The 23,318-nt window shown below is 56.5% G+C and carries 22 protein-coding genes and 1 pseudogene; 14 read left to right on the top strand and 9 right to left on the bottom strand.

Annotation, left to right across the window (positions count from 1 at the left end):
• Positions 1-104: 104 nt before the first annotated feature.
• Positions 105-992: a protease HtpX gene (gene htpX / locus CHH28_RS04890; protein ID WP_094059258.1), complete on the top strand. Its 888-nt coding sequence runs from the start codon at positions 105-107 to the stop codon at positions 990-992.
• A gap of 35 nt (positions 993-1,027) precedes the next feature.
• Here htpX and CHH28_RS04885 read toward each other — a convergent pair whose 3' ends face one another.
• Positions 1,028-1,576 carry a gamma carbonic anhydrase family protein gene (locus CHH28_RS04885; protein WP_094059257.1) on the bottom strand — a complete coding sequence of 183 codons (549 nt, stop codon included), beginning with the start codon at positions 1,574-1,576 and terminating at the stop codon, positions 1,028-1,030.
• A 78-nt stretch (positions 1,577-1,654) separates the two neighbouring features.
• Here CHH28_RS04885 and prlC point away from each other — a divergent pair, with 78 nt between their 5' ends.
• The 7 genes from prlC to CHH28_RS04850 all read left to right on the top strand — a co-directional run bounded on the left by prlC (position 1,655) and on the right by CHH28_RS04850 (position 9,869).
• Positions 1,655-3,703 carry an oligopeptidase A gene (gene prlC / locus CHH28_RS04880; protein WP_094059256.1) on the top strand — a complete coding sequence of 683 codons (2,049 nt, stop codon included), beginning with the start codon at positions 1,655-1,657 and terminating at the stop codon, positions 3,701-3,703.
• The gene (locus tag CHH28_RS04875; RefSeq protein ID WP_094059255.1) at positions 3,703-3,966 is read left to right on the top strand and encodes a YheV family putative zinc ribbon protein; all 264 of its coding nucleotides are present in this window, start codon (positions 3,703-3,705) and stop codon (positions 3,964-3,966) included. The genes prlC and CHH28_RS04875 overlap by 1 nt, the downstream gene beginning before the upstream one ends.
• A 218-nt stretch (positions 3,967-4,184) precedes the next feature.
• On the top strand, positions 4,185-5,957 hold the full coding sequence (locus CHH28_RS04870; RefSeq protein ID WP_094059254.1) for a hypothetical protein: 1,773 nt from the start codon (positions 4,185-4,187) through the stop codon (positions 5,955-5,957).
• A gap of 12 nt (positions 5,958-5,969) precedes the next feature.
• Positions 5,970-6,575, top strand: a complete 606-nt coding sequence (locus tag CHH28_RS04865; RefSeq protein ID WP_094059253.1) for a penicillin-binding protein activator LpoB — start codon at positions 5,970-5,972, stop codon at positions 6,573-6,575.
• Positions 6,565-7,596, top strand: coding sequence for an LPP20 family lipoprotein (locus tag CHH28_RS04860; protein WP_157729780.1), 1,032 nt, complete (start codon positions 6,565-6,567; stop codon positions 7,594-7,596). The genes CHH28_RS04865 and CHH28_RS04860 overlap by 11 nt, the downstream gene beginning before the upstream one ends.
• A 102-nt stretch (positions 7,597-7,698) precedes the next feature.
• Entirely contained in the window at positions 7,699-9,021 is a 1,323-nt protein-coding gene (locus tag CHH28_RS04855) for a serine hydrolase domain-containing protein (RefSeq protein WP_094059251.1), read from the top strand.
• 104 nt (positions 9,022-9,125) lie between these two features.
• Complete coding sequence (locus CHH28_RS04850) at positions 9,126-9,869, top strand: hypothetical protein (protein WP_094059250.1); 744 nt, start codon at positions 9,126-9,128, stop codon at positions 9,867-9,869.
• A gap of 30 nt (positions 9,870-9,899) precedes the next feature.
• On the opposite strand, the gene CHH28_RS04845 is transcribed toward CHH28_RS04850, so the two are convergent.
• Together CHH28_RS04845 and CHH28_RS04840 are read right to left on the bottom strand one after the other, a co-directional pair.
• Complete coding sequence (locus CHH28_RS04845) at positions 9,900-10,475, bottom strand: YceI family protein (protein WP_094059249.1); 576 nt, start codon at positions 10,473-10,475, stop codon at positions 9,900-9,902.
• Positions 10,475-11,029 carry a cytochrome b gene (locus tag CHH28_RS04840; protein ID WP_094059248.1) on the bottom strand — a complete coding sequence of 185 codons (555 nt, stop codon included), beginning with the start codon at positions 11,027-11,029 and terminating at the stop codon, positions 10,475-10,477. Before CHH28_RS04840 ends, CHH28_RS04845 begins: the two co-directional genes overlap by 1 nt.
• Before the next feature lie 114 nt (positions 11,030-11,143).
• Between CHH28_RS04840 and CHH28_RS04835 the strand changes: the two genes are divergently transcribed.
• A complete protein-coding gene (locus CHH28_RS04835; protein WP_094059247.1) occupies positions 11,144-12,043 on the top strand; it encodes a LysR family transcriptional regulator in 900 nt (299 codons plus the stop codon).
• Between the two features lie 2 nt (positions 12,044-12,045).
• Here the strand turns inward: CHH28_RS04835 and CHH28_RS04830 are convergent, their stop codons facing one another.
• Positions 12,046-12,705 carry a hypothetical protein gene (locus tag CHH28_RS04830; protein ID WP_157729779.1) on the bottom strand — a complete coding sequence of 220 codons (660 nt, stop codon included), beginning with the start codon at positions 12,703-12,705 and terminating at the stop codon, positions 12,046-12,048.
• Positions 12,706-12,870: 165 nt separating this feature from the next.
• Positions 12,871-14,220: an MATE family efflux transporter gene (locus CHH28_RS04825; RefSeq protein ID WP_094059245.1), complete on the bottom strand. Its 1,350-nt coding sequence runs from the start codon at positions 14,218-14,220 to the stop codon at positions 12,871-12,873.
• Between the two features lie 41 nt (positions 14,221-14,261).
• Here CHH28_RS04825 and CHH28_RS04820 point away from each other — a divergent pair, with 41 nt between their 5' ends.
• Entirely contained in the window at positions 14,262-14,882 is a 621-nt protein-coding gene (locus CHH28_RS04820) for an SCO family protein (protein WP_094059244.1), read from the top strand.
• Here the strand turns inward: CHH28_RS04820 and CHH28_RS04815 are convergent.
• Genes CHH28_RS04815 through CHH28_RS04805 form a run of 3 tightly spaced genes read right to left on the bottom strand, consistent with a single transcriptional unit; the run spans position 14,851 to position 16,863 of the window.
• Positions 14,851-15,642, bottom strand: coding sequence for an iron chelate uptake ABC transporter family permease subunit (locus CHH28_RS04815; protein ID WP_094059243.1), 792 nt, complete (start codon positions 15,640-15,642; stop codon positions 14,851-14,853). The genes CHH28_RS04820 and CHH28_RS04815 overlap by 32 nt on opposite strands.
• On the bottom strand, positions 15,639-16,388 hold the full coding sequence (znuC, locus tag CHH28_RS04810; protein ID WP_094059242.1) for a zinc ABC transporter ATP-binding protein ZnuC: 750 nt from the start codon (positions 16,386-16,388) through the stop codon (positions 15,639-15,641). Before znuC ends, CHH28_RS04815 begins: the two co-directional genes overlap by 4 nt.
• Positions 16,378-16,863 carry a Fur family transcriptional regulator gene (locus CHH28_RS04805; protein ID WP_094059241.1) on the bottom strand — a complete coding sequence of 162 codons (486 nt, stop codon included), beginning with the start codon at positions 16,861-16,863 and terminating at the stop codon, positions 16,378-16,380. The genes znuC and CHH28_RS04805 overlap by 11 nt, the downstream gene beginning before the upstream one ends.
• A gap of 57 nt (positions 16,864-16,920) precedes the next feature.
• On the opposite strand from CHH28_RS04805, the gene CHH28_RS04800 reads away from it, so the two are divergent.
• On the top strand, positions 16,921-17,742 hold the full coding sequence (locus CHH28_RS04800; RefSeq protein ID WP_094059240.1) for a metal ABC transporter solute-binding protein, Zn/Mn family: 822 nt from the start codon (positions 16,921-16,923) through the stop codon (positions 17,740-17,742).
• Positions 17,743-17,799: 57 nt separating this feature from the next.
• Positions 17,800-19,167 (top strand): bifunctional UDP-N-acetylglucosamine diphosphorylase/glucosamine-1-phosphate N-acetyltransferase GlmU, encoded by a 1,368-nt coding sequence (glmU, locus tag CHH28_RS04795; protein ID WP_094059239.1) that lies wholly within the window; start codon positions 17,800-17,802, stop codon positions 19,165-19,167.
• Between the two features lie 91 nt (positions 19,168-19,258).
• On the opposite strand, the pseudogene CHH28_RS04790 reads toward glmU, so the two are convergent.
• A pseudogene (locus CHH28_RS04790) lies at positions 19,259-20,164 on the bottom strand (SDR family oxidoreductase); the annotation flags it as partial.
• A gap of 97 nt (positions 20,165-20,261) precedes the next feature.
• Here CHH28_RS04790 and CHH28_RS04785 point away from each other — a divergent pair.
• A complete protein-coding gene (locus CHH28_RS04785; RefSeq protein WP_094059237.1) occupies positions 20,262-21,158 on the top strand; it encodes a hydrogen peroxide-inducible genes activator in 897 nt (298 codons plus the stop codon).
• A complete protein-coding gene (recG, locus tag CHH28_RS04780) occupies positions 21,158-23,239 on the top strand; it encodes an ATP-dependent DNA helicase RecG (RefSeq protein ID WP_094059236.1) in 2,082 nt (693 codons plus the stop codon). Before CHH28_RS04785 ends, recG begins: the two co-directional genes overlap by 1 nt.
• Positions 23,240-23,318: the final 79 nt, after the last annotated feature.

Below are 23,318 nucleotides of genomic sequence, written 5' to 3'. Positions count from 1 at the left end.
AAACTTCAGGCGCACAATTCCTGACACACTGCTGTCTTGATTTTGGCGTAAAAAGCTCAATATTAGCGCCATAACACAAAACCGTGATTCCGGAGGACACGCACATGTTGCGTATAATTCTTTTCCTGGCGACCAACCTGGCCGTCATTGCTGTTGCTAGCGTGACCTTGTCACTGCTCGGCGTCGGCAGTTATTTCGAGCAGTCAGGCAGCGGCCTCAACCTCGCTAACCTGATGGTGTTCTGTTTGGTGTTCGGCATGGCCGGCTCATTTGTGTCTCTATTGCTGTCGAAGTGGATGGCCAAGCGCTCGATGGGCGTGCAGATTATCGAACAACCACAGAATTCAGGTGAGCAGTGGATTGTCAGCACCGTGCAGGAGCTGGCCGATAAAGCCGGCATTGGCATGCCAGAAGTTGGCATCTTCCACTCAGATGCACCCAATGCCTTTGCCACCGGTTGGAACAAGAACAACGCTCTGGTCGCGGTATCGACTGGCCTGTTGCAGCGCATGGACAAAGAGCAAGTGAAGGCCGTTTTAGGCCACGAAATTGGCCACGTTGCCAACGGCGATATGGTGACGCTGGCGCTGATTCAAGGCGTGGTGAACGCGTTTGTGATGTTCTTCGCGCGCATCATCGGCAACTTCGTTGATCGTGTGGTGTTTAAAAACGAAGATGGCCCAGGCATCGCCTTTTTCGTCACCACCATTGTGGCAGAGATCATTCTGGGCATCCTGGCGTCGACCATTGTTGCCTGGTTCAGCCGTCGCCGTGAGTTCCGCGCCGACCAAGCCGGTGCAGAACTGGTCAGCCCTGGGGCGATGGTGAGTGCCCTGGCGGCATTGCAACAAACCTACGAGCAGCCTTCAGACCTGAGCGGCGAGCTGGTGGCGTTTGGCATTCGTGGTGAAGGCAAGCTGTCCGCTTTGTTTGCCAGCCACCCACCGCTGGATCAACGCATCAACGCCCTGCGCCAGCGCTACGCCGCGTAAGCGCCACTCAGTAAAAGCCGCCTCGGCGGCTTTTTTTATGCCTGGTCGAAACCTTCGGCCAGATGTTTGTCTTTTAAGCGCACATAGTTGCCTGCACCGTAGGTAAAAAAGCTGCGCTCTTTGTCGGTGATTGGACGCGCCTTTTTCGCCGGACTGCCGACGTACACATGACCGCTTTCCAGCACTTTACCCGGTGTAACCACTGCACCAGCAGCAACAATCACGTCGTCTTCCACCACCGCGCCGTCCATGATCATCGACTTCATGCCGATCAATACCCGATTGCCAATGCTACAACCATGCAGCATCGCTTGATGGCCGATGGTAACGTCGTCACCAATTTCCAGCGGGTAACCACCTGGGTTGTAATCACTGGCGTGGGTAATGTGGAGCACCGCTCCGTCTTGCACGCTGGTGCGGGCGCCGATACGAATGCGGTGCATGTCGCCGCGAATCACCGCCAGCGGCCACACCGAGCAATCATCGCCCAGCGTCACATCTCCAATCACCACTGCGCTGCGGTCTACAAATACGCGCTGCCCTAACTGCGGTGTAGCGCCTTGATAGCTGCGAATATCGCCCATGTGTTTGTCTTCTCATTTGAATTTTCGCTATTTGACCCAATAACCAATGAAATGCCAAATTCTGTGAGACCGCCTGCTATGAGCAACCCGTTGCTGCAACACCATACTCTGCCGCCATTTAGCGCCATCCAACCAGAGCACATCCAACCGGCCATCGAACAGCTGCTGGAGACCAACCGCCAGCGCATTCATGCCTTGCTGGCCAGCCAGCCTGAGCCGACCTGGGACAACCTGATGGCACAGATTGAGCAATGGGACGATGAGCTGGCCCAGGCCTGGTCACCCGTCGGTCATTTAAACAGCACCATGAACTCCGACGAGTTGCGCGACGCCTACAACGCTTGCCTGCCCCTCTTGAGCCAATACAGCACCGAGATGGGCCAAAATCGTGCGCTGTTTGATGCTTATCAGGCGGTACGCGACAGCGACGCTTTTGCCCAGTTAAGCGCGGCGCAGCAGACTGCCATCGAACACGCTCTGCGTGACTTCCGCCTCGCGGGGGTGGATCTTGAAGACGACAAAAAACAGCGCTTTGGTGACATCAAACAGCGCCTGTCGGAGCTGACTTCCAAGTTCGGCGAAAACGTGCTCGACGCCACCCACGCCTGGAGTCAACACATCACCGACGAAGCCGAGCTGGCAGGTTTGCCCGACAGCGCCAAAGGCTTGCTGGCGCAATTGGCGCAGCAAAAGGGCAAAGACGGTTGGTTGATTACCCTCGATTTCCCGTCCTACATGCCGATCATGAGCTACGCCGACAATCGTGACTTGCGCCAACAGGTGTACACCGCCTTTGTGACTCGCGCCTCGGATCAAGGGCCGAATGCCGGGGAGTTCGATAACTCCGCGATCATGAACGAAATTCTCGACCTGCGCCTGGAGCTGGCACAGCTGTTAGGGTTTGCCAGCTACGCCGAATACTCGGTAGCTACTAAGATGGCGGACAGTGCCGATGAAGTCATGACCTTCCTCAACGACTTGGCCACGCGCAGCAAACCGCAAGCCGCAAGAGAGTTCGCCGAGCTGCAGCAATTTGCCAGCGACGAGCTGGGGCTGCCAACTCTGGAGCCGTGGGACGTTACCTACGCCGCCGAAAAACTGCGCCAGCAGCGCTATGCCCTATCGCAAGAAGATATTCGCCCATATTTGCCGGTGGATCGCACCATTGCTGGCATGTTTGAGGTGGTATCACGTTTGTTCGGTGTGCGCTTTGAGGAGCAACAGCAGTTCGACAGCTACCACCCGGATGTGCGCTTTTTCCATGTATTAAAAGACGGCGAGCAAATTGCCGCCTTCTATCTGGATTTGTACGCGCGTGAGAAAAAACGCGGCGGCGCCTGGATGGATGATTGCCGTATTCGCCGCCAAACCGCAAACGGCTTGCAGTTACCTGTGGCGTATCTGGTGTGCAACTTTACCCCGGCGGTGGGCGATCAACCGGCTCTGCTGACCCACGATGAACTCACCACCTTGTTCCATGAGTTCGGCCACGGTATTCACCACATGCTGACGCAAGTGGACGTTGCTGCCGTCAGTGGCATCAATGGTGTGGCCTGGGACGCCGTGGAGCTGCCCAGTCAGTTCCTGGAAAACTGGTGCTACGAGCCTGAAGCATTGGCGTTTATCAGCGGTCACTACCAAACCGGCGAGCCACTGCCACAAGCGTTGCTCGACAAACTGCTGGCGGCGAAAAATTTCCAAAGCGGCATGATGATGATGCGCCAGTTGGAGTTCGCACTGTTCGACTTCCGCTTACATAACGAATATCGCGACCAGCAACGCGTTGATATCACCGAGTTGCTGCAGCAAGTGCGTGAGCAGGTATCCGTGGTGCCGGTTGCGGACTTTAATCGCTTCCAACATGGCTTCAGCCACATCTTTGCCGGCGGTTATGCGGCCGGCTATTACTCTTACAAATGGGCCGAAGTATTGAGTGCCGATGCCTACTCGCGCTTTGAGGAAGATGGGATTTTCAATACCGCGACCGGCGCCTTGTTCCGCGATACGGTACTGGCCAATGGCGGCAGTCGCGCAGCGGCGGAGTTGTTCACAGCCTTCCGTGGTCGCAAGCCATCGGTGGAGCCATTGCTGCGTCACAGCGGCATTACTGGAGAGGAAGCAGCCTGATGAAACGTCGCTTTATTGCTGGCGCGGTGTGTCCTAAGTGCGCCGAGATGGATCGTGTGGTGATGTTCACCAATGGCGACGGCGACGAGGTACGTGAATGCGTCGCCTGTGGTTTCAGCCAAACCAGTAGTGAGCAGCGGCAACAGGATGAGCAAGCCACCGAACTGGCCACCCGGGTAACCCCGGCTGGCAAAGCGGTGTTGGACGAAGGAGAGCAACCGCTGCGTATCCTCGGCGGCTCGCCAAAGTCTGAGAAAGAATGATTCTCACCAGTGCTTGGGTTATAGGATCGATAGTTTTTTATAATTGAATGGCCTTTCAATCCTCAGTACACTGATATCAAAGTTCAATCAGCACCCGAACTGAGAAAGCCCTCACGGCATGGATGTCGTGAGGGCTTTTTATTATCTATTGATCTTGGCGGCACAGAGCCAGCGCGGTAAACTCCCGGCCGAATTTTCAAGCATAGGGAGTTGCCGTTTTGCACACTGCTCACACCGGGTCCCGCCATAACGGCGCCCAATCTCGCTTATCCACCGTCACTACTAACGTCAAACGCTCACTGCTTGTTGTTGGCTTCAGTGTCATTGCCAGTGGCTGCGCTACCTATGGCAAAGGCGTAGAAAAAGCTCTCACCGAAGTCGAACAAGGTCAGTTTGTCGCTGCCGAGCAAAGTTTCAAGAAAGCTCTCGACGCACAAGGCAATGATCGCCTGCTGTACCACTTGGAGCTGGGTGTGGTGAAGCATTTACAAAATGACTTTGCCGCCAGTAACGCCATGCTGGAGCAAGCTGAGCGCATTGCCGAACAGCTCGAAACCACCAGCGTTACCGACACCATGACGGTGATGATGTCGAACCCGCGCCAAGGCCCTTATGGCGGTGCTGATTTCGAGAAGGTTTACATCAATTACTACAAAGCACTGAACTACTTTGGCATGGCCGAGCAAGCCACCAACCGTAGCGACTACCTCAGTGCGCTGGAAGGCGCCCGCATCGAGTCACGCCGACTGATCATTCGCCTCAACAACCTGAATACCCTCAAAGGTACTTACGCCGAGCAAGCAGAAAAAGACGACCAGCTGTTCAATAAGATCCTCAAGATCTTTGAAAAGCTGCAAGGCAACTTGGTCGATATGGACCAGCTGCAGTACCGTGACGACGCCATGGCGCATTACCTCACTGGCATCAGCTTTGAGATGAACGGTGAGTACGACAACGCCCGCATCAGTTATGAAAAGGCCGCCAAAAGCTACGAAGGTGGCTTTGTTAAGCAGTTCCGTCTAGACGAAGAAATGACGGAGCAAGCTTGGTTTGATGCCATTCGTATGATGTACAAAGACGGCCTCAACACCAAAGCCCGTAAAGCACGCAAAGACAAGCTGTCGCCACAGCGCCAGGCCGAGCTCAAGCGTTGGCTGAGCGATGACTTTGCTCAGCTGGTGGTGCTGGAGCACAAAGGGCTGGCACCGCAACGCCGGGAAATGAACCTCAGCTTGTCGACCAATCCGACGTTAAAAGCGCTCGAGCTGACGCCGTATGCGTTTGCCACCGACCGCTATCAGCTGGCTTGGTTCTACTTGCTGTACGCCGATAAAAACTTCGTCGACGCCCTGGCCAACTACCTGGATGCGATGGAAGTCGGCATTGCTCTGAACAGCTTTACCAAAACACAAACACTTGGCCCACTGTGGGATACCGCCGTCGATCTGGGTGTGATTAATGCCATTGGCGGCTCCACCCGCGTGACCGTGCCCTATTACCGTCCGGCCAAGCCGCTGGGCGCTTCGCAGCTGAAGATCAACGACACCACAGTGCCAATGATCAAAGCCTCTAACCCAGCGCAAATGGGCATTCAGGAGCAGATGACGCGCTCCTCGACCGATATCCAGTTGGCCCTGGCACGCGCAGTGCTGAAAGGCCTGACCGCAGACACCGTGGGTAAAGCCGGTGGCTTTATGAGCATGGTTGGCAGCGTTGGTAAGTTAACCGCGCAGCTGACCGACGCCGCAGAAACCCGTAACTGGTTGCTGTTGCCACAAGACATTCGCGTACGTCGCGTCCTGGTTGAGCCGGGCCAGCATGAGCTGGAACTGAATTCACAGTTGCACGGCAAACAAAAACATCACAGCAGCATTACTATGGACGTCAAAGCGGGAGACATTCGTCTCTGGCGCGTGCGTTCATTGCCTGCTCCCGCCACCGGTGCCAATGTGCCGGTGGAAGAACCTGTATTACAGACCGCTGAAAATTAAGGAAGACTTGTTATGCCGTTTACTGTTTCCCGCCTGACTTCACTGACCTTGCTGGGCGCCGCTCTGGCGCTGGGTAGCGGCTGTGCGACGAAAGTGTCGCGCGTCGATCCAGGTCAGGAAATCGCGCTGTCAGACCGTTGGAATGCCAAAGATTCAGAGCTGGTGGCCAACGAAATGATCGACGATATGCTGTCGTTCCCATGGGCGCGTGACTTCTCGCAAAACAACAACCGTCGCCCAACCATTATTATCTCGCGCATTTCGAACAAGTCGCACGAGCACATTGCCATCGACACCTTCGTAAATGACGTGAAGCGCTCCATCATTCGCTCTGGTCGTGCCGACTTCGTTGCTGGCGGCGCTGAGCGTGACGCGATTCGTACCGAGCGTCAGGACCAGGAGCTGAACGCGCGCAACGCTAAGGCCATGGGTCAAGAAGATGCCGCCGACTTCGCGCTGTCTGGCAGCATTAACTCCATCGTTGACCAAGTGGGCAACGATCGTGTGACCTTCTATCAAGTGGACATGAAGCTGATCGACATGGAGTCAAACCGTGAAGTGTGGAATGGCCAGAAGAAGATCCAGAAGCTGCAAGAGAAAAACTCGTTTGGCTTCTAACAAAGCCCTGCTGCTGGCTCTGACCGGCAGCTTATGGTTGGCCGGCTGCAGCAGCCAGCCAACCAGCGAGGGCGGCCGCAGCGACGTGCCAATGTGGGTCGAGCAAGTGCCGCAACGTTCTGGCTTTGCGTATGGCGTTGGCAGCATGGAAGTGTACGGCGACCCGGTGCAGGCACAACAGCGTGCGGCAGACCTGGCACGGGCAGACTTGGTCAGCCAGTTGAAAGTTACTATTAGTGGCGACTTTGAAAACCAGGTGACCGAGCGCAGTGGCACTGGCCGAGAAACGGAAATTGAGCGCGTAGTACGTCAGCAAGTACGCAGCCAAATCAAACCCGTTGAACTCGATGAAGTACACATCAGCGAGCAATACAGTGGCCAATACAACGGCCGCCAATATGCCTATGCCCTAGCCGAGCTGGACCGCAGCGCCGCCGCGGCTCGTTTGCGCCAGCGCATGGCAGACGTTGAGCAACAACTGCAGCCGCTGGTGGCATCAGCGCCAACAGGCTCGCGCATGCAGCAATTGCAGCGCTTGCTGCCGGCTATGCCGTTGTTTGAACAGCGTCAGCAACTGGCTGAGCAACTGGCGTTTGTCTCGACCAGTCGTCGCAGTGAACCCTTGCCCACTGATTTGCAGCATTTGCAGGAACGCATTCAAACCCTCATTGGCCAACTGCAAGTGGCGGTGGTGGCGCGCGACCGTGATGCTGAAAAGTTAGAAACCGCGGTAATCCAGGCGCTCACGCAACAGGGCCTGCGCGTGCAATCACAAGGCGCGGATCTGACCTTTGAGTTGGAAGCCGACATCAGTGGCCGCTACAAAAACCAGTCCCACTACGTCTTTGCTGATTGCCAGGTACGCATTGTCGATGGCAATGGCCGGGTCTTGTCGGTATTTAGCGAGCGTGCGAAAGGGGTTTCTGGGGTTTACGATATGGCGCGTCAAAGTGCTGCCCAGCGCTTAGCCGATGCCATGAGCGATGCGTTTGCTGCCAGTCTGATCAGCCTGCTCGACTAAGCACACTGGCCCTTCGGGGTCAGTCTGCTTTCACCCTGCCATTGCCAAATGGCACGGCACACAGTAGCGTAAGTTCCATCTCCACAAATGGATCTTGGCGTTATGAAACTCCGCTACCTCGCCCCGTTATTGGCCGCATTGAGCGCGCCGATTTTCGCCGCTACGCAACCCCAGCAAACTCTGACCGCACAACAATCCGACCCGAACCAGCTGGGCTGGATGCAAGGCTTTCCGCCGTCCAGCGATAAGCTGATACGCGGCACGGATAGCGATTATTTTTCCTTTCCCAAGTTGCGCTGGAGTGTGTGTCACTTTCAGCAACTGATGCCCACCATCGAAGTCAGCCGTGGTGTCAAAGCACCACTGCCACTCACCACCAAGCTCAATCACGGCATCGATGACGTGCGCTTTCAACCGCTGGGCCAACAACAACAGATGACATGGCGCCAGGCCCTCGACGCCAACTACACCGATGGGCTGCTGATCATGCATCAAGGCAAGGTGGTGTATGAGTACTATTCCGGCTGTTTGCATGAGCAAGGCAAGCACGCGGCGATGTCGGTGACCAAATCCATCATAGGTTTGCTGGCGGAGATCTTGGTGGCCGATGGCACCCTCGACCCAGACGCAAGTGTCGCCAGCCTGTTGCCGCAGCTGGCCAACAGTGCCTTTGCCGATGCCAGTGTGCGCCAGGTCATGGATATGACCACCAGCCTGCAATACAGCGAGGATTATTCCGACCCCAAGGCCGATGTCTGGCTCTACACTCGCGCCGCCAGCCCACTGCCTAAACCGAAAGGCTATCAGGGACCGCGCTCCTACTTTGAGTATTTGGCCACGGTTAAAAAAGACAGCAGCGCTAAGCATGGTGAGGCCTTCGCCTACAAAACCATCAATACAGATGCACTGGGGTGGATCATATCGAAAGCGAGCGGCCAATCGCCCGCGGAGCTGCTATCACAGCGTTTGTGGCAGCCCCTAGGCGCAGAGCAAAGTGCTTATTTCACCGTCGACTCCATTGGTACCCCTTACGCTGGGGGCGGCTTAGTGGCCGGCCTACGCGATATGGCCCGCATTGGCCAGCTGATGTTGAACCAGGGCCAGTGGCGGGGCAAGCAAGTCATTCCGGCAGCGGCGGTCGACAGCATCACCCAAGGTGGCGACCCTGAAGTGTTTGCCCGCTCGCCCTACAAAGATTTGCAAGGCTGGAGCTATCGCAGCATGTGGTGGCACAGTCACAATGAGCACCAAGCCTACGCCGCCCGCGGCGTGCACGGTCAAACCATTTATGTAGACCCCACCGCCGACATGGTGATCGTGCGCTTTGCGTCCTTTCCCACCCCCAAAAATGCCGCCATCGACCCGACCTCACTGCCGGCTTACCATGCAGTCGCTCAATACCTAATGGCTGCAGCGGAGCGCTAATATGTCTGTCGGCCATCGGCCTGCTCCCTGGCTGGCCATCGCTATCAGCTTGCTGGCGGCAGCGGTGGCGTATTTCGGATGACAACTAGGACGAATCTCAACAGTTGAGTCAACAATTGCCCACTGCCTTGCAAACGCTGCAAAGCTATCAACCCGTCGTCACCGACGGTGTCAGCAGTGTTGAGCAGTTCAACCGCTTGCTCCGGCAAGGGCTGCAACAAAGCCAGCAATTGCAAGCCTGGCTCCCGGTCGCAGAGCAACAAGCTGCCCAAGCCAACCAGTCATTGCAGGCCGTTAGCAACCATGCTCCTGGCTACTTGCAGCAACTCACACTGGCCAATCAACGCATTGAAGCCTCACTGCGAGAACTACAGCAATGGCGTTCATTGGTGGCGCAATTATTGGAGGAGTCGAGTGCCTATCGCGGCGTCATTCCGCAATACTTGCAGCAGATCGACGGCCAAATTGCCTCCATCAATCAAGCGGCCAGTAATGCGTCCAGCGGTGTGTTGCAAGGCATTGTGGTCGGTGCCATCACTTTGCCCTGGAACCTAATCAAGGGGGGCGGAGAAATACTCGACCCCAGATCACTGTCGGCGCAGAAGATGACTACGCAGGATCGCGCCCTGATCGCACAAACCATCACCAACCTACTGGCTAAGGAAGAGGCTGACAGTCTTAGCTGGAGCAACCCTGACACCACTCACAGTGGTGACGTGGTGCGTTTATCAACTACCAAGGGGAAGCGCTGTAGCCGGCTGCTGATCCGCACCAGCATAGAGGGCAAGCAAGAAGAGTTTGAACAAGTGGTGTGCCGACTGGCCAATGGCCAGTGGCGGCTTAAATAGACGCGGCCTGCTAAGCAGACCGCATAGACGTTACTGACGGATGCCTTCGATGTGCAGCTCAATTTCGACCTGCGCTGAGGCTGGGCCGAGATTGTAGGTAATGTCGTAATCCGCCAGCGTCAGTGTGGTTTTACCCATAAATCCAGCACGGTAGCCGCCCCACGGGTCTTCACCTTCACCAATGCGCTCAACAGGGAAGCTGATGCTGCGAGTCACACCGTTCAAGGTGAAATCACCACTGATCACGCCACTGCCCTCGCCTGTGCTGCGAAAACCGGTGCTCTTAAAACGGGCTTGTGGGTGTTCTTTAACATTCAGAAAGTCTTCACTGCGCAAGTGCTTGTCGCGCTCAGCGTGATTAGAGTCGATGCTGGCGGTGTCGATCACCACTTCGATGGCGGACTTCTCTGGTGCCGCAGCGTCGTATTCAAATTGCCCATCGAACGTATTGAAGCGGCCCAGCAGCCAGCTGTAGCCCAGGTGTTGAATACGGAATTGCACAAAGGCATGGGCGCCTTGGGTATCGATGGTATAGGTTGCGGCATGCACATGCGCTGACGTCATGGCCGCTAGGCCGATTCCCGCTGCGATAAGCAGTTTTTTCATTATTGTTGCTCCTGTGTGTTTACTTTGATCATGCGGTTTAATGTTGCGTCACGGTCGACGAAATGATGTTTCAGCGCGGCCATGGCGTGTACCACCACCAACGCTATCAGCCCCCAGGCCAACCATTCATGGACCATCCCAGCCACATCTTCCTGGTTATTACCGGTCAGCGTGGCTGGTACAGAAAACCAGCTAAATACTTCAATGGCGCGACCATCTGCGGTGGAAATCAAATACCCGCTGACAAACAACGCCAGCATCAGCAAATACAGCAGCACATGGGCACCATGCGCAGCCAACGCCTGCAACTTGTTAGCATTGAGCGGCACAGGGCTCGGATTGAGCAAGCGCCATACCAGCCGCAGCCCCCATACCAACGCCACCAAGATGCCAATGCTTTTGTGCAGCGACAACGCATCCCGGTACCAAGGGTCGTAGTAGGACAAATCCACCATGTACAGGCCTAGCCCAAACATTCCCAGCACCGCCAGCGCCATCAACCAATGCAATGCAATGGCTGGCCAACCATAACCGGTATGAGTATTTCTGAGCATAACCGTTCTCATTTTTAATACTGAAACCACACCATAGCGGGATATCACTGTTTGAAAAACAACAAAGATGCGACAACAATTGTGCACAAACGAACAACTCACGAATGAACGGATATGGACGATTTCCGCTGGGACGATATTCGCATTGCCTTGGCTGTTGCCGAGCAAGGCAGCCTAAGCCGCGCTGGTGAGCACCTTGGGATGAACCATTCAACCGTGCTGCGCCACATCAATCAGCTGGAAGCCGGGCTAAAACAAAAACTGTTCATACGCCATCAACGTGGTTATCGCCTGACCGATGCCGGCCGTTACTTACTGCAGCATGGCCAGCCATTGGCGGCTGCGATGCAGCGCCTGCACAGTAATCTGGCAGCGTTGGACGCATCGCCGGGCGGAACCTTGCGCATATCGACCGCCACCGACTTTTCGCAGTTTTTTGCCCCTTTGCTGCGCGATTTCCGCCAACAGCATCCACAGATTCGGGTGCAAGTGCTGGCCACGGATGAGCACGTCAACCTGACCAGCGGCGATGTTCACGTGGCGATTCGCATGGGGCCGCAGCCACAGCAGGTTGATTTGATCGCCCGGCCGCTGACGCAGGTCGGCATTCACTATTACGCCGCACCCAGTTACATCGAGCGCTACGGTCTACCAACGTCACTGTCTCAGGCTGAGCAGCATTGGTGGGTATTGCCAACTGGTAACAAACGCAAGATCTCTGAGATTCAGGCGGTGCTACAACAGGTGCCCGAGCATCGCATCACTCTCAGCAGCAACAGCTTTACCGACATTTATTACGCCGTTCGAGAAGGCATGGGCATCGGCGGGTTTGGTTCGTTGCAGCATCAGCAGGCACTGCGTGATGGCCTGCAAGCCGTGCCGTTGGATATTCCAGCCGAGGCAGAGCCGATGTGGTTTGTTTATCATCGTGAGTTGAAGAACAGTGCCCGGGTGAAAGCACTGTTGTCTTTTTTGCAGCAGCAGCTGACGCCAGGCTCAGACCTGGCACACTGAGATTAATTCAGGATTGGACTGGACATGCCCATTTGCGCGCTCAGGCACGGCCAAGGCTGGGCAATTTGGATCAGATTGTTGCTTTCTTTACGGGATAGATAAGCGCAGAAGTCTGGATCCTGATAGGCAATCTGCGGGCTGAACACCTGTTGCACTGAGTGCTCCACCAACCGCTCCAGGGTGGACGCCAGCGGTTCTTCTATCAAGGTGTGGATGATGACATTGGCCAGCGCCATGTCTTTGGGCACCATTGGCTGGCCAACGCGGTGAATGTAGGTGTCGTTCACCTCTTCTAATAAGCGATGCACCAAATAAGCTTGATGCAACAACGCAAAGATCTGCCCTTTAGATGACTGTTGCTCAGGCTCCTGTTGCACAAACGCCAGCGCCACGTCCATTACCGGCTTTACATAGCGCCACAGCCCGGCTTCCATCGCTGCGTGCTGCAGATTCAGTAGCATGACTGGCACTTCGCTGATGTAGCGCAAAACAAACCGATAAAGGGTGTCACCGTCATCGTCGGCAATGTCTACCAGGCGTGAGATATCAGCTTGATGGAAGAGCACCTGCGTCCGCAGGCGTTGCTGTTGTTGCTCGGCGGCTGTCGCTGCCTGAATGCTGTGCACAAGGGCGTCCAGATTGTCTTCGCGCATCGTCTTCATGTCCCGTTGAGTCCCTCCGATGGGGTTACACGTTAATCAGCTGACGCCTCACATACAATAGAAATGACCGCTCTCAGTTAGACGGATTTTTTCTAAAAAATTCTACTAGCAATCAATCGTTTACATGAGTTGACAGTCCACAACTCAGCAGTGTAGTTGGAATTTTTAGGAACGCGAACAAGACTCAGTAAAGCGCTGCGGGTAGCGCAAAATCTGCCACATGGGCCACAGCATCAGGCCACCGCGGCACAGCAGAAAACCGTAAAAGGCCAGCCACAAACCTTGGTTGCCCATCGGTTGCAGCCACCACCACAAGGGCAAAAAGCACAGCAGCGCAGACGCTAACATGGCGTTGCGCATCCAGGCCGTGGCGCTGGCGCCGACCAATACGCCATCCAGCCAATAGCTCAAACACCCCACCAGCGGCAGCCAAAAAAGAAACACCTGATAGGTAGCGAGGCTCGATTGCAACGCTTCGTTGTCAGTGAGCTGTTGCAGTAACCAAGGGCCTGCGTACCAAAAGCCCATACTGAGCAACACGGCGAGCAACAATGAGCTTACACCCGACGCCCAAATGCCACGCCGCATCTGCCGCGGGCGTCCTGCTCCTAACGCTTGTCCGGTAATCGTCTCAGCGGCGTGGGCAAACCCATCAAGGGCGTTAGAGATCAGTAACAGCAGCGTAATGAGCATCGCGTTTGTTGCCAAGATCAGCTCTCCTTGACGCGCTCCTTGTGCGGTAAAAAAAGCAAATACCGCCAACAAGCACAGCGTGCGGACAAATAAGTGCTGATTCACCTTGATGGTGGCCGCCATGGATGCCCAAGCCGGCCGACGGCCAAGGCCGCGCAGCCCTTGTCGATAAGCCAACCACAGCCCTAATAACGCCGCGCTGTAATCCGCAATGGCCGTCGCCGCCGCCACACCGTCACTGGTCATGCCCAGGCCGAAGACAAACCAAATATCCAGCAGCGCATTGATACCATTGGCGGTGACTAACATGAGCAACGGCAGGCGCGGTTTGCCTTGCCCGATAAACCAGCCAATTAAGCTGTACTGCACCAATACCGCAGGAGTCGCCAACAGCCGTATGTGCAAATACGACAAGGCTTCTTGCTGCAACGCTGCCGTGCCCCCCATCAACGGCAACAGCAATGGCCACAAGGCTAGAGCCAGCAGTAGCAGCAAGGGTACCAAGGGCAACGTCAGCCAAAGCGCGCGCTGTAATACCTGTAAAACCTGTTGCTCATCACTGCGACCGCTGGCCTGCACCACCAATGCTGTGGTGCCCATACGCAGGAAACCAAAACTCCAGAACAGCAAGGTGAACAGCTGACTACCAAGTGCCACCGCCGCCAAGTGGCTGGCATCGGGTAAATGACCGAGAACTGCCGTATCGACTAGACCCAACAATGGCACAGTGATATTGCTAATAATGATCGGCCAAGCCAACGCCAAGATGCGACGCTGTGTCGCAGTCCAACTGTCGTTGCCGGCCGCAGAGACTGCGGTCATGGCTGATATACTCCGCCAAACTTTCTTACCGAGGGGCGCACATGCTACGCGTAACAGGGCTGTTGATGGTACTGCTGATTGCACTGGCTGCCGGGTTGTTGTCGGCGCAGCAAAACCAGCCCGCCAGGTTGCTGCAGCAAGATGGCCTGGTGCTGTTTCCACGGCCACTGCCAGTCAGTGACTTTGCATTTGTCGATGAGCACGGCGCCACTGCAGCACGCAGTGACCTGCAAGGACGTTGGCAGCTACTGTTTTTTGGCTACACCTATTGCCCAGATATCTGCCCGATGACGCTGACCCATTTAAACCGTAGCTGGCAGCGCCTAACGCCCGGTCAGCAACAGCAGCTGGGCGTGGCCATGGTGTCGGTGGACCCACAGCGTGATACGCCGGAGTCACTGCATCTGTACATGGACTATTTCAACCCGGAGTTTCGTGCCCTCACCGGAAATCAGGCGGCGTTGCAAACCCTAGCGACGGAGCTGCACGCAGTGTACAACCGAGTTGAGCGCCCGGATGGCCAAGCCTATCTGATGGATCACAGCGCAAATCTGGCGATACTGGACCCACAGGGCCGCTATCGCGGTTATATTTCACCGCCACACGACCCCGAGCGTTTGGTGCCGCTGCTCAAGCTGCTACTGGACGGCGCAGCAGGCTGATGACAAACAAGGCCGCCGCCGCGACCACCACGCCAGGTCCGGCGGGGATGTCCCAATAAAAGGACGCAGCCATACCAGCTAACACAGCCACTACCCCGAGCCCCGTCGCCGCCAACGCCATCTGCGGCGGTGTACGCGCTACGCTGCGTGCGGTGGCTGCCGGAATCACCAACAAGGCGCTGACCAGCAAAATACCAACCACCTTCATTGCCAGAGCCACGACTAACGCCAGCAGCACGACCAGCAACAGGTTTAAACGCTGCACCGGATAACCGTCCATCGCCGCCAGCTCCTCGCTCACGGTAATGGCCACCAAGCCACGCCAGAAGTAGGCCAACAGCGTGCACACAGCAAACGCAGCCAATGCCATCCAGCCAACGTCCTGCAGACTCACACCCAACAAGTCGCCAAACAGGTAGCCCATCAGGTCAACACGAACATCGTCAGCCAGGCTGAGCGCCACCATGCCGATGGCCAGTGTCGAGTGCGACACTATGCCCAGTAAGGCATCGGACGACACGCTGCTGGCCCGCTGCAGCGGCAACAGCAGCAAAGCGAGGGCCACACAGCCCAGCACCAGCGCCAGCAAAGGGTTCAGATCGGTCAGCACACCCAGGGTAACGCCAAGCAGCGCACCATGCGCCAGCGTGTCACCAAAAAACGCCATGCGCCGCCAAACGACAAAACTCCCAAGCGGCCCGGCCATTAACGCTAACAACACACCTGCCGCCAACGCGGCACTCCACCATGGCATGCTCATACCGAGCCACCGCGTGTTGGCTCCACATGGCCATCAAGGCAATGGGCGTGATCATGATGATGGGTGTAATGAGCCATTGCAGGCTGACGCCCAAACAGGCTCAAGTAGGCAGGGTCTACGGACACCTGGTCCGGATGACCAGAGCAGCAAACATGGCCGTTGAGGCACACCACTTCGTCGGTGGCGGCCATCACCAAATGTAAATCGTGCGACACCATCACCACCGCGCAGCCTAGCTCATCGCGCAGCTGTGGAATCAACTCATACAACTCCAGCTGGCCTTGCACATCAACGCCCTGCACCGGCTCATCCAGCACCAACCACTGCGGCCGATTGAGCAAGGCACGCGCCAGCAATACCCGCTGCCACTCGCCACCTGAGAGTCGGTGCACGGATTGCTGCTGTAGCGCACGGATATTGAGTCGCTCTAACCAGTGTTCGATATCACCGGGCTTGGCATGGCGCGACAACGCCAAAAAGCCGCCGACGGTCAGCGGCAGCCGATCATCCAGCTGCAGCCGTTGCGGCATGTAGCCGATGCGCAAACCGGGCGCTCGCCAAACCGTGCCACGATCGACCTTTTCAAGCCCAAGCAGTACCTTCACCAAGGTCGACTTGCCGCAGCCGTTCGGTCCTATCAGGGTCAGAATCTGCCCAGCGCTCAAAGATAAGCTGATGTTGTCGAGCACGGTTTTATGCTGCCTTTCCAGAGTGAGCTGCTCTGCTCGAACCAGCTCAGTCGCCATGGGGTTCACTCGCGCATTCTGGGCACAGTCCGCTGAGCTCGGTGATCTGTGATTCAACCACCACGCCAAAGGCTTGCTCCACTTCACGCGCTAAGCCATCCACCGAGGCGTGATCCAACTCCTGCGCCACACCACACTGGCGGCACAAGAAAAAACAGCTGGGATGCAGATGGCCAGGATTAGTACAACCGACAAAGGCATTGAGGCTGCTGATGCGATGCACCAAACCCAACTCCAGCAAAAAATCGAGCGCCCGATAGACAGTCGGAGGTGCTGAGTTGAAACCCGCGGCCGCCAGCTCGGGCAGCAAGTCATAGGCACCGACCGGCTTGTGACTTTGCCACACCAATTCCAGCACGCGCTTGCGGATGTCCGTCAAACGCACACCGCGCTGCTCACACAGGCTACGCGCCTGCTGCAGCGCCTGATCAATGCAATGACTGTGATTGTGGGGCCGGAGAGCATCTTGAGTCATAGGAAATGGAATCTAGGTTATAATGTTGCAATTTTACGTTAGGGTCGCTGCAACTCAATGATTAAAACCGTTTTATTTTTCCTCGCCCTGCTGTCTGTATTGCCGGCCAACGCGCAACAGCAACCGCAGGTGCTGGCCAGTGTGCATCCACTGGCATTGGTGGCCGCTTCGGTGGTGGATACTGATAACATCCAAACCTTGGTGGCGGCCAATATGTCACCGCACGACTTTGCGCTGCGGCCTTCCGATATCCGCAAGTTACAACAGGCCGACATCATTCTGTGGAGCGGCCCTAAAGCTGAGCCCTACCTGCGTGGTTTTGTCGCCCGCTGGCCAGACAAGACATGGATCAACGCCGCAGAATTTGCGCCAGCAGGCGCCAGCAATGACCCGCACTGGTGGCTGTCGCCGACGGCAATGACCGGGCTACAAGCACAGCTAGCGGCGCAATTGGGCAAAGACCCGCAACCGTTCCAGCAACAACTGCAACAAGCGTTGGAGCAAAGCAACGCCATGTTGGCCCCGGTGCGCCAACATGGTTTTTTTGTCTTTCACCGTGCCTACGACCACTGGGTGGCGGCGCTGAATTTAAATCAGGCCGGAGCGCTGACGCTGTCACCTGGGCATAAGCCCGGGCTGAAGACCATGGCCGCACTGCGCACTCAGTTACAGCAAGGCGATGTGCATTGTGTCTTCAGTGAACCTCAGTATGACCCGGCGCTGGTGGAGGCATTGGTTAAAGACCTGTCGGTCAATCGCGCCGAGCTGGACCCAATGGCGACCAGTATTGCGCTGCAGGCTGACGGCTACGTGCGCTTCCTGACTTCATTAGCTGAGCGTGCAGCGCCTTGTTTGACGCCGCCTGCCAACCATCATTGATGACTTTTCGCTAGCGGCCAGACTGCTAAACTAACGGCCTGTTCATTGGAGGCTGTTATGGCACTGGCCGTTGTTACTCTCGCCGCGGGCAAAGGCTCGCGCATGAAATCGGATTTACCCAAAGTTCTGCACCCGCTGGCAGGACGACCCATGTTGGCGCACGTATTGGATGCTGCTGCACAATTGGACGACGCTCAGCAGCACGTAGTGATTGGCCACGGCGCCGAGTCTGTGCGCCAGCAGTTTCAGCATTTAGACATTCATTGGGCCGAGCAACCACAGCAGTTGGGCACCGGTCACGCCGTCGCTCAGGCGATGCCAGCCATTGCTGCAGAGGACACCGTCTTGGTGTTGTACGGTGATGTGCCGTTGCTGCAGTCGCAAACATTGCAGCAGTTGCTGGCGCTGACCGCCGAACAGTCGTTGGCGCTTCTGACGGTAGAGCTGGACGACCCCAGCGGCTACGGGCGCATTGTGCGCAGCGATGACGGCCAAGTGCAGGCGATTGTCGAGCACAAAGACGCCAGCGAAGAGCAACGCCGTATCCGCGAAGTGAATACCGGCATATTGGCGGTCAGCGCTGCACTTTTACAGCAGTGGTTGCCGCAGCTGTCATCCGCCAACGCCCAGGGCGAATACTATCTCACCGATGTTATTGCCATGGCGGTCGAGCAAGGGATCGCGGTCAACAGTTTGATTGCCGATAACAGCGACGAAGTACAGGGCGTGAATGACCGCCAGCAGCTGGCTTATCTAGAGCGCAGATTACAGCAGCGTTTGGCTGAGCAGCTGATGATCGAAGGTGCGACCTTGGTGGACCCCGCACGCATCGACATTCGTGGCCAAGTCACCGTCGGCAAGGACGTGTACATCGACGTCGGCTGCGTATTTGAGGGCCAAGTGCATCTCGCCGATGGCGTTCACATTGGTCCGCACTGTGTGATCCGCAACAGCCAACTCGGCGCTGGCACCAAGGTCGAGGCTTTTTCTTTGGTCGAACAAGCGCAGGTCGATGAGGGCTGCAGCGTGGGACCTTACGCACGCCTGCGCCCCGGCGCCGAGCTAGCCGCCGGCGCCAAGGTGGGTAATTTCTGCGAAGTGAAAAAATCACACATCGGCCAAGGGGCCAAGATCAATCATCTCAGCTACGTGGGCGATGCCAGCGTGGGTGCTGGCGTCAATATTGGAGCCGGAACCATCACCTGCAATTACGATGGCGTGAACAAATCCCGCACCGTCATTGGCGATAAGGCCTTCATTGGCTCAAATACCGCGCTGGTGGCGCCGGTAACCGTCGGCAAGGGCGCCACCGTTGGCGCAGGGTCGGTGGTTACCAAAGACGTTGAGGATGAGCAGCTGGCTATAAGTCGCAGCAAACAGCGCAATATTGCCGGCTGGCAGCGGCCGCAGAAATCGTCGGATTAAACAGTTTCGACGTGCGATAACCAAACTAAACGCGCCGAAAAACAGAAGGGCCGCAAATGCGGCCCCGTCACTTTATATAAACTCCACCGGCTCAGATAAGCCCCATCGCCGTTAGCAGCTCATCATAGCCGTCGCGATAGTTGGCGTAGCGGAACTCATAACCCAACGACTTCAGGCGTTTGTTGCAGCAGCGGCGATTGGCGCGCCGTGTCACCTCCGGCATGTCGTGATCTGGGTCCACATCGCCGATGCGGTCTTTCATCCATTCCAACACATCGAACAAGGTCGCCGGTTCGTCGTCCGTCGCCAGATACACATCGTCCAGGGGCTGATCGTCCAATGCTCGTTGAATCAACATCGACAGCACACCAATGCAATCGTCGCGATGAATACGGTTGGTCCACACTGGCGGCTCTGGGTCGCAATGGCCGCCATGGCGCGCCTGTTCGATCATGCGATTGCGTCCAGGCCCGTAGATGCCGGTAAAACGCACCACAGTGCCGGGCAGCTTGTCTTTCTGCAGCGCCTGCTCGGCGGCCAGCATTTCTTTGCCGGCAAAGCTGGTAGGTTCAGTAGCGGAGCTTTCATCTACCCACTCGCCATCCATTTGGTGATAGACGCTGGAGCTGGAAACGAAAAACACCCGCTTCGGAGACTGACCTCGCACCGCTTTGAGCACGTTGCGCAGGCCTTTGTAATAAAAGGTGTGGTAACCCTCTTTGGAGAACTCCGGCGATGCCACGCTGTAGACGACAATGTCCACCGGCTGCGCCAACGCCGTTAGTGTATCGGGCTCGGCGACATCCGCCTGAATCAGGGTAACGCCCTCGCCCACAGGTTTGTCTGAGCGTCGCACGGCGACGACGTCGTGTCCTTGCTGCTGCAGGTGGTTTGCCAACGTGCCACCAATATCGCCAGCCCCAACAATGAGAATCCGCGCCATACCTAAACTCCCTAGACACTGATACTTGCGCTGCAAACGGCTTTTACGCCGATATTTATTATGCTGCGTTGGCGTGTGCCAAGCGCTTTATTTTCGCTATCCTGATAGGTAAGCTTTATCGCGCATCTCTCACCTATACAAGAGACTTATCATGACTCTGACGGAACTGAAGTACATAGTCACCCTCGCCCAAGAACGCCATTTTGGACGTGCGGCAGAGAAGTGTTTCGTCAGTCAGCCGACGCTGAGCGTAGCGATAAAAAAGTTAGAAAGCGAGTTAGAAATTGCAATTTTTGAGCGCAGTAAAAGCGCTGTCCGAGTAACACCATTGGGCGAGCGAATCGTCACTCAGGCACAGCGTGTATTGGAAGAAGCCAGAGCCATCAAAGAGCTCGCCAGCTCTGGCAAAGACCAGCTCAGCACGCCGCTGCGCATCGGTGCCATCTTTACCATCGGCCCGTATTTATTCCCGCATTTGGTGCCGCAAATTCATCGCCGCGCCCCCACCATGCCGTTGTATTTGGAAGAGAATTACACCGGTGTATTGCGTCGCCAACTGCGCGATGGAGAGTTAGATGCCATCATCGTCGCTTTACCCTTTAACGAACCCGACGTGGTCACCCGCGTGCTGTACGACGAAAACTTCGTAGTGGTGTTGCCCAAGGGCCACCCTTGGTGCCAAAAGAAGTCCATCGACCCCGACATGCTGGTAGACGAAGACTTGCTCATGTTGGGAGAAGGCCATTGTTTTCGTGATCAAGTGTTTGAGTTTTGCCCGGCATTGTCGCGCAAACACCACACTCGCCTGGGCAGCGTGACTGAGGGCAGCTCATTGGAAACCCTCAAACACATGGTGGCCACCGGCTTAGGGATTTCCGTATTGCCAGAGTCTGCCATCAGCAACATTGACCACAACCTCATTACCACCCGCCCGTTTACCTCGCCGATCCCTTATCGCAGCGTGGCGCTGGCATGGCGCATCAGCTTCCCACGAGGCCAGGCCATCGATTTGATGCTTGAAACCGCCCTGCAATGCCAGATTAGTTAATGCCTGCGATAGCCACTCAGCTGACCGACATTAAGGGCATCGGCCCCAAACTGGCCGAGCAGCTGCAGGCGCTCAACATTTACAATCTGGCAGACTGGTTTTTCCATCTGCCGTTTCGCTATGAGGATCGCAGTCGTTTAACCCCCATCGGCGCTGCTCAGCCGATGCGACCGGCGGTGGTGCAAGGCGAAGTGAAAGGCGCCAGCGTGGTGTTTGGCAAGCGCCGCAGCTTGCTGGTCAAACTGCAGGATCACAGCGGCACCATCAGCCTGCGTTTTTATCATTTCAGCGCTGCGCAAAAAAAACAGTTCAGCACCGGCAATCTGATTCGTTGCTACGGCGAGCCCAGACGTGGCGCCAGCGGCTTGGAGCTATACCATCCGGAGTATCAGCTACTCGAAGACGGCCATGATCAGCAGCTCGAAGCACAGCTGACGCCGGTTTACCCAGCCACCGACGGCATTAGCCAGCAACGTCTGCGCATACTGCATGAAGAGTCGCTTGCTCTGCTACGCCAGCACAAAGTCGCCCTCAACGACTTGTTACCCGCCGATTGGTTACAGCAATGGCAACTGCCGACCCTCGAGCAAGCTCTGGTGTTTTTACACCAGCCACCGGCAGACACCCAGTTGGCGCTGCTGGAAAATGGTCAGCATCCAGCGCAGAAACGACTGATTCTCGAAGAGCTGCTGGCACATCAGTTGTCATTGCATCGTTTGCGCGCCCAAGTGCAATCCCATCAAGCGCCAACACTGGCAGAGAAACCGGCGCTGCAGCAGCAACTGCTGCAACAACTGCCATTTACCCCCACCGGCGCGCAAAGTCGCGTGGTGGAAGAAATCGCCGCCGATCTGGCCAGACCCTTTCCCATGCTGCGTCTGGTACAGGGCGACGTTGGCTCAGGCAAAACCCTGGTAGCCGCACTGGCCGCCTGCCAAGCCTTGGCGGCCGGTTATCAAGTGGCGCTCATGGCTCCGACCGAGATTCTGGCAGAGCAGCATTTGCACAACCTGTCGGCCTGGTTTGAGCCCATGGACATTCAATGTGGCTGGCTGGCGGGTAAGGTCAAAGGCAAGGCGCGGCAAAATACGCTGCAACAGCTGGCTGATGGCGGCATTCGCTTGGCCATTGGTACCCATGCGTTGTTTCAAGACGATGTGGCGTTTCACAACCTGGGGCTGGTGATAATTGATGAGCAGCATCGCTTTGGTGTGCATCAACGTCTGTCACTGCGCGAAAAAGGCCGCCAGCAAGGGTTGTCACCGCACCAGCTGATCATGACTGCCACACCGATACCACGTACGTTAGCGATGAGCGCCTACGCCGATCTAGACACCTCGGTCATCGATGAGCTGCCGCCTGGGCGCAGCCCAATTACCACCGTCGCCATCTCCGACCAGCGCCGCGATGAGGTCATTCAGCGCGTGCAGAGCGCTTGCCAGGAAGGCCGACAGGCCTATTGGGTGTGTACCTTAATCGAAGAAAGCGAAGCACTGCAGTGCCAGGCGGCTGAAAATACCGCCACCGATCTGCGTGAAGCCTTGCCGCAACTGCGCATTGGTCTGGTACATGGGCGCATGAAAGCCGCCGAAAAGGCCGCCATCATGGCCGCTTTCAAAGCCCACGAGATCGACCTACTGGTCGCCACCACCGTCATCGAGGTGGGCGTCGACGTGCCCAACTCCAGCCTGATGATCATTGAAAACCCAGAGCGCCTCGGTTTGGCGCAGCTGCACCAGCTGCGCGGTCGGGTCGGGCGTGGCGCTGCCAAAAGCCACTGCGTACTGCTGTATAAAGCGCCGCTGTCACTGACCAGTAAACAGCGCTTGCAAGTGATGCGCGACAGCCAAGATGGTTTTTACATCGCCGAGCAGGATCTGCAAATTCGTGGGCCAGGTGAGCTGTTAGGCACTCGCCAAACTGGCCTGCAGATGCTGCGCATCGCCGACTTGCAACGCGACGGCGATCTGCTGCCGCAAGTGCGCACCATGGCTGAGCAGATCTGGCAAAATCATCCAGAAGCAGTAGAACCGCTGATTCGCCGCTGGCTGGGCGACGCCGAACGATTTGCTACCGTATAATCGAAACAATCTCTGCTATATCTGACCTGAGACAGCGTTTCGACAGCACAACTTCAGCAATGACGATGATCTCTCACCT

This window comes from Bacterioplanes sanyensis, from assembly GCF_002237535.1.
GTDB lineage: Bacteria > Pseudomonadota > Gammaproteobacteria > Pseudomonadales > Oceanobacteraceae > Bacterioplanes > Bacterioplanes sanyensis_A.
The sequence above is the reverse complement of the archived record's forward strand: the minus strand, read 5'-3'. Positions and strand labels throughout refer to the sequence as shown.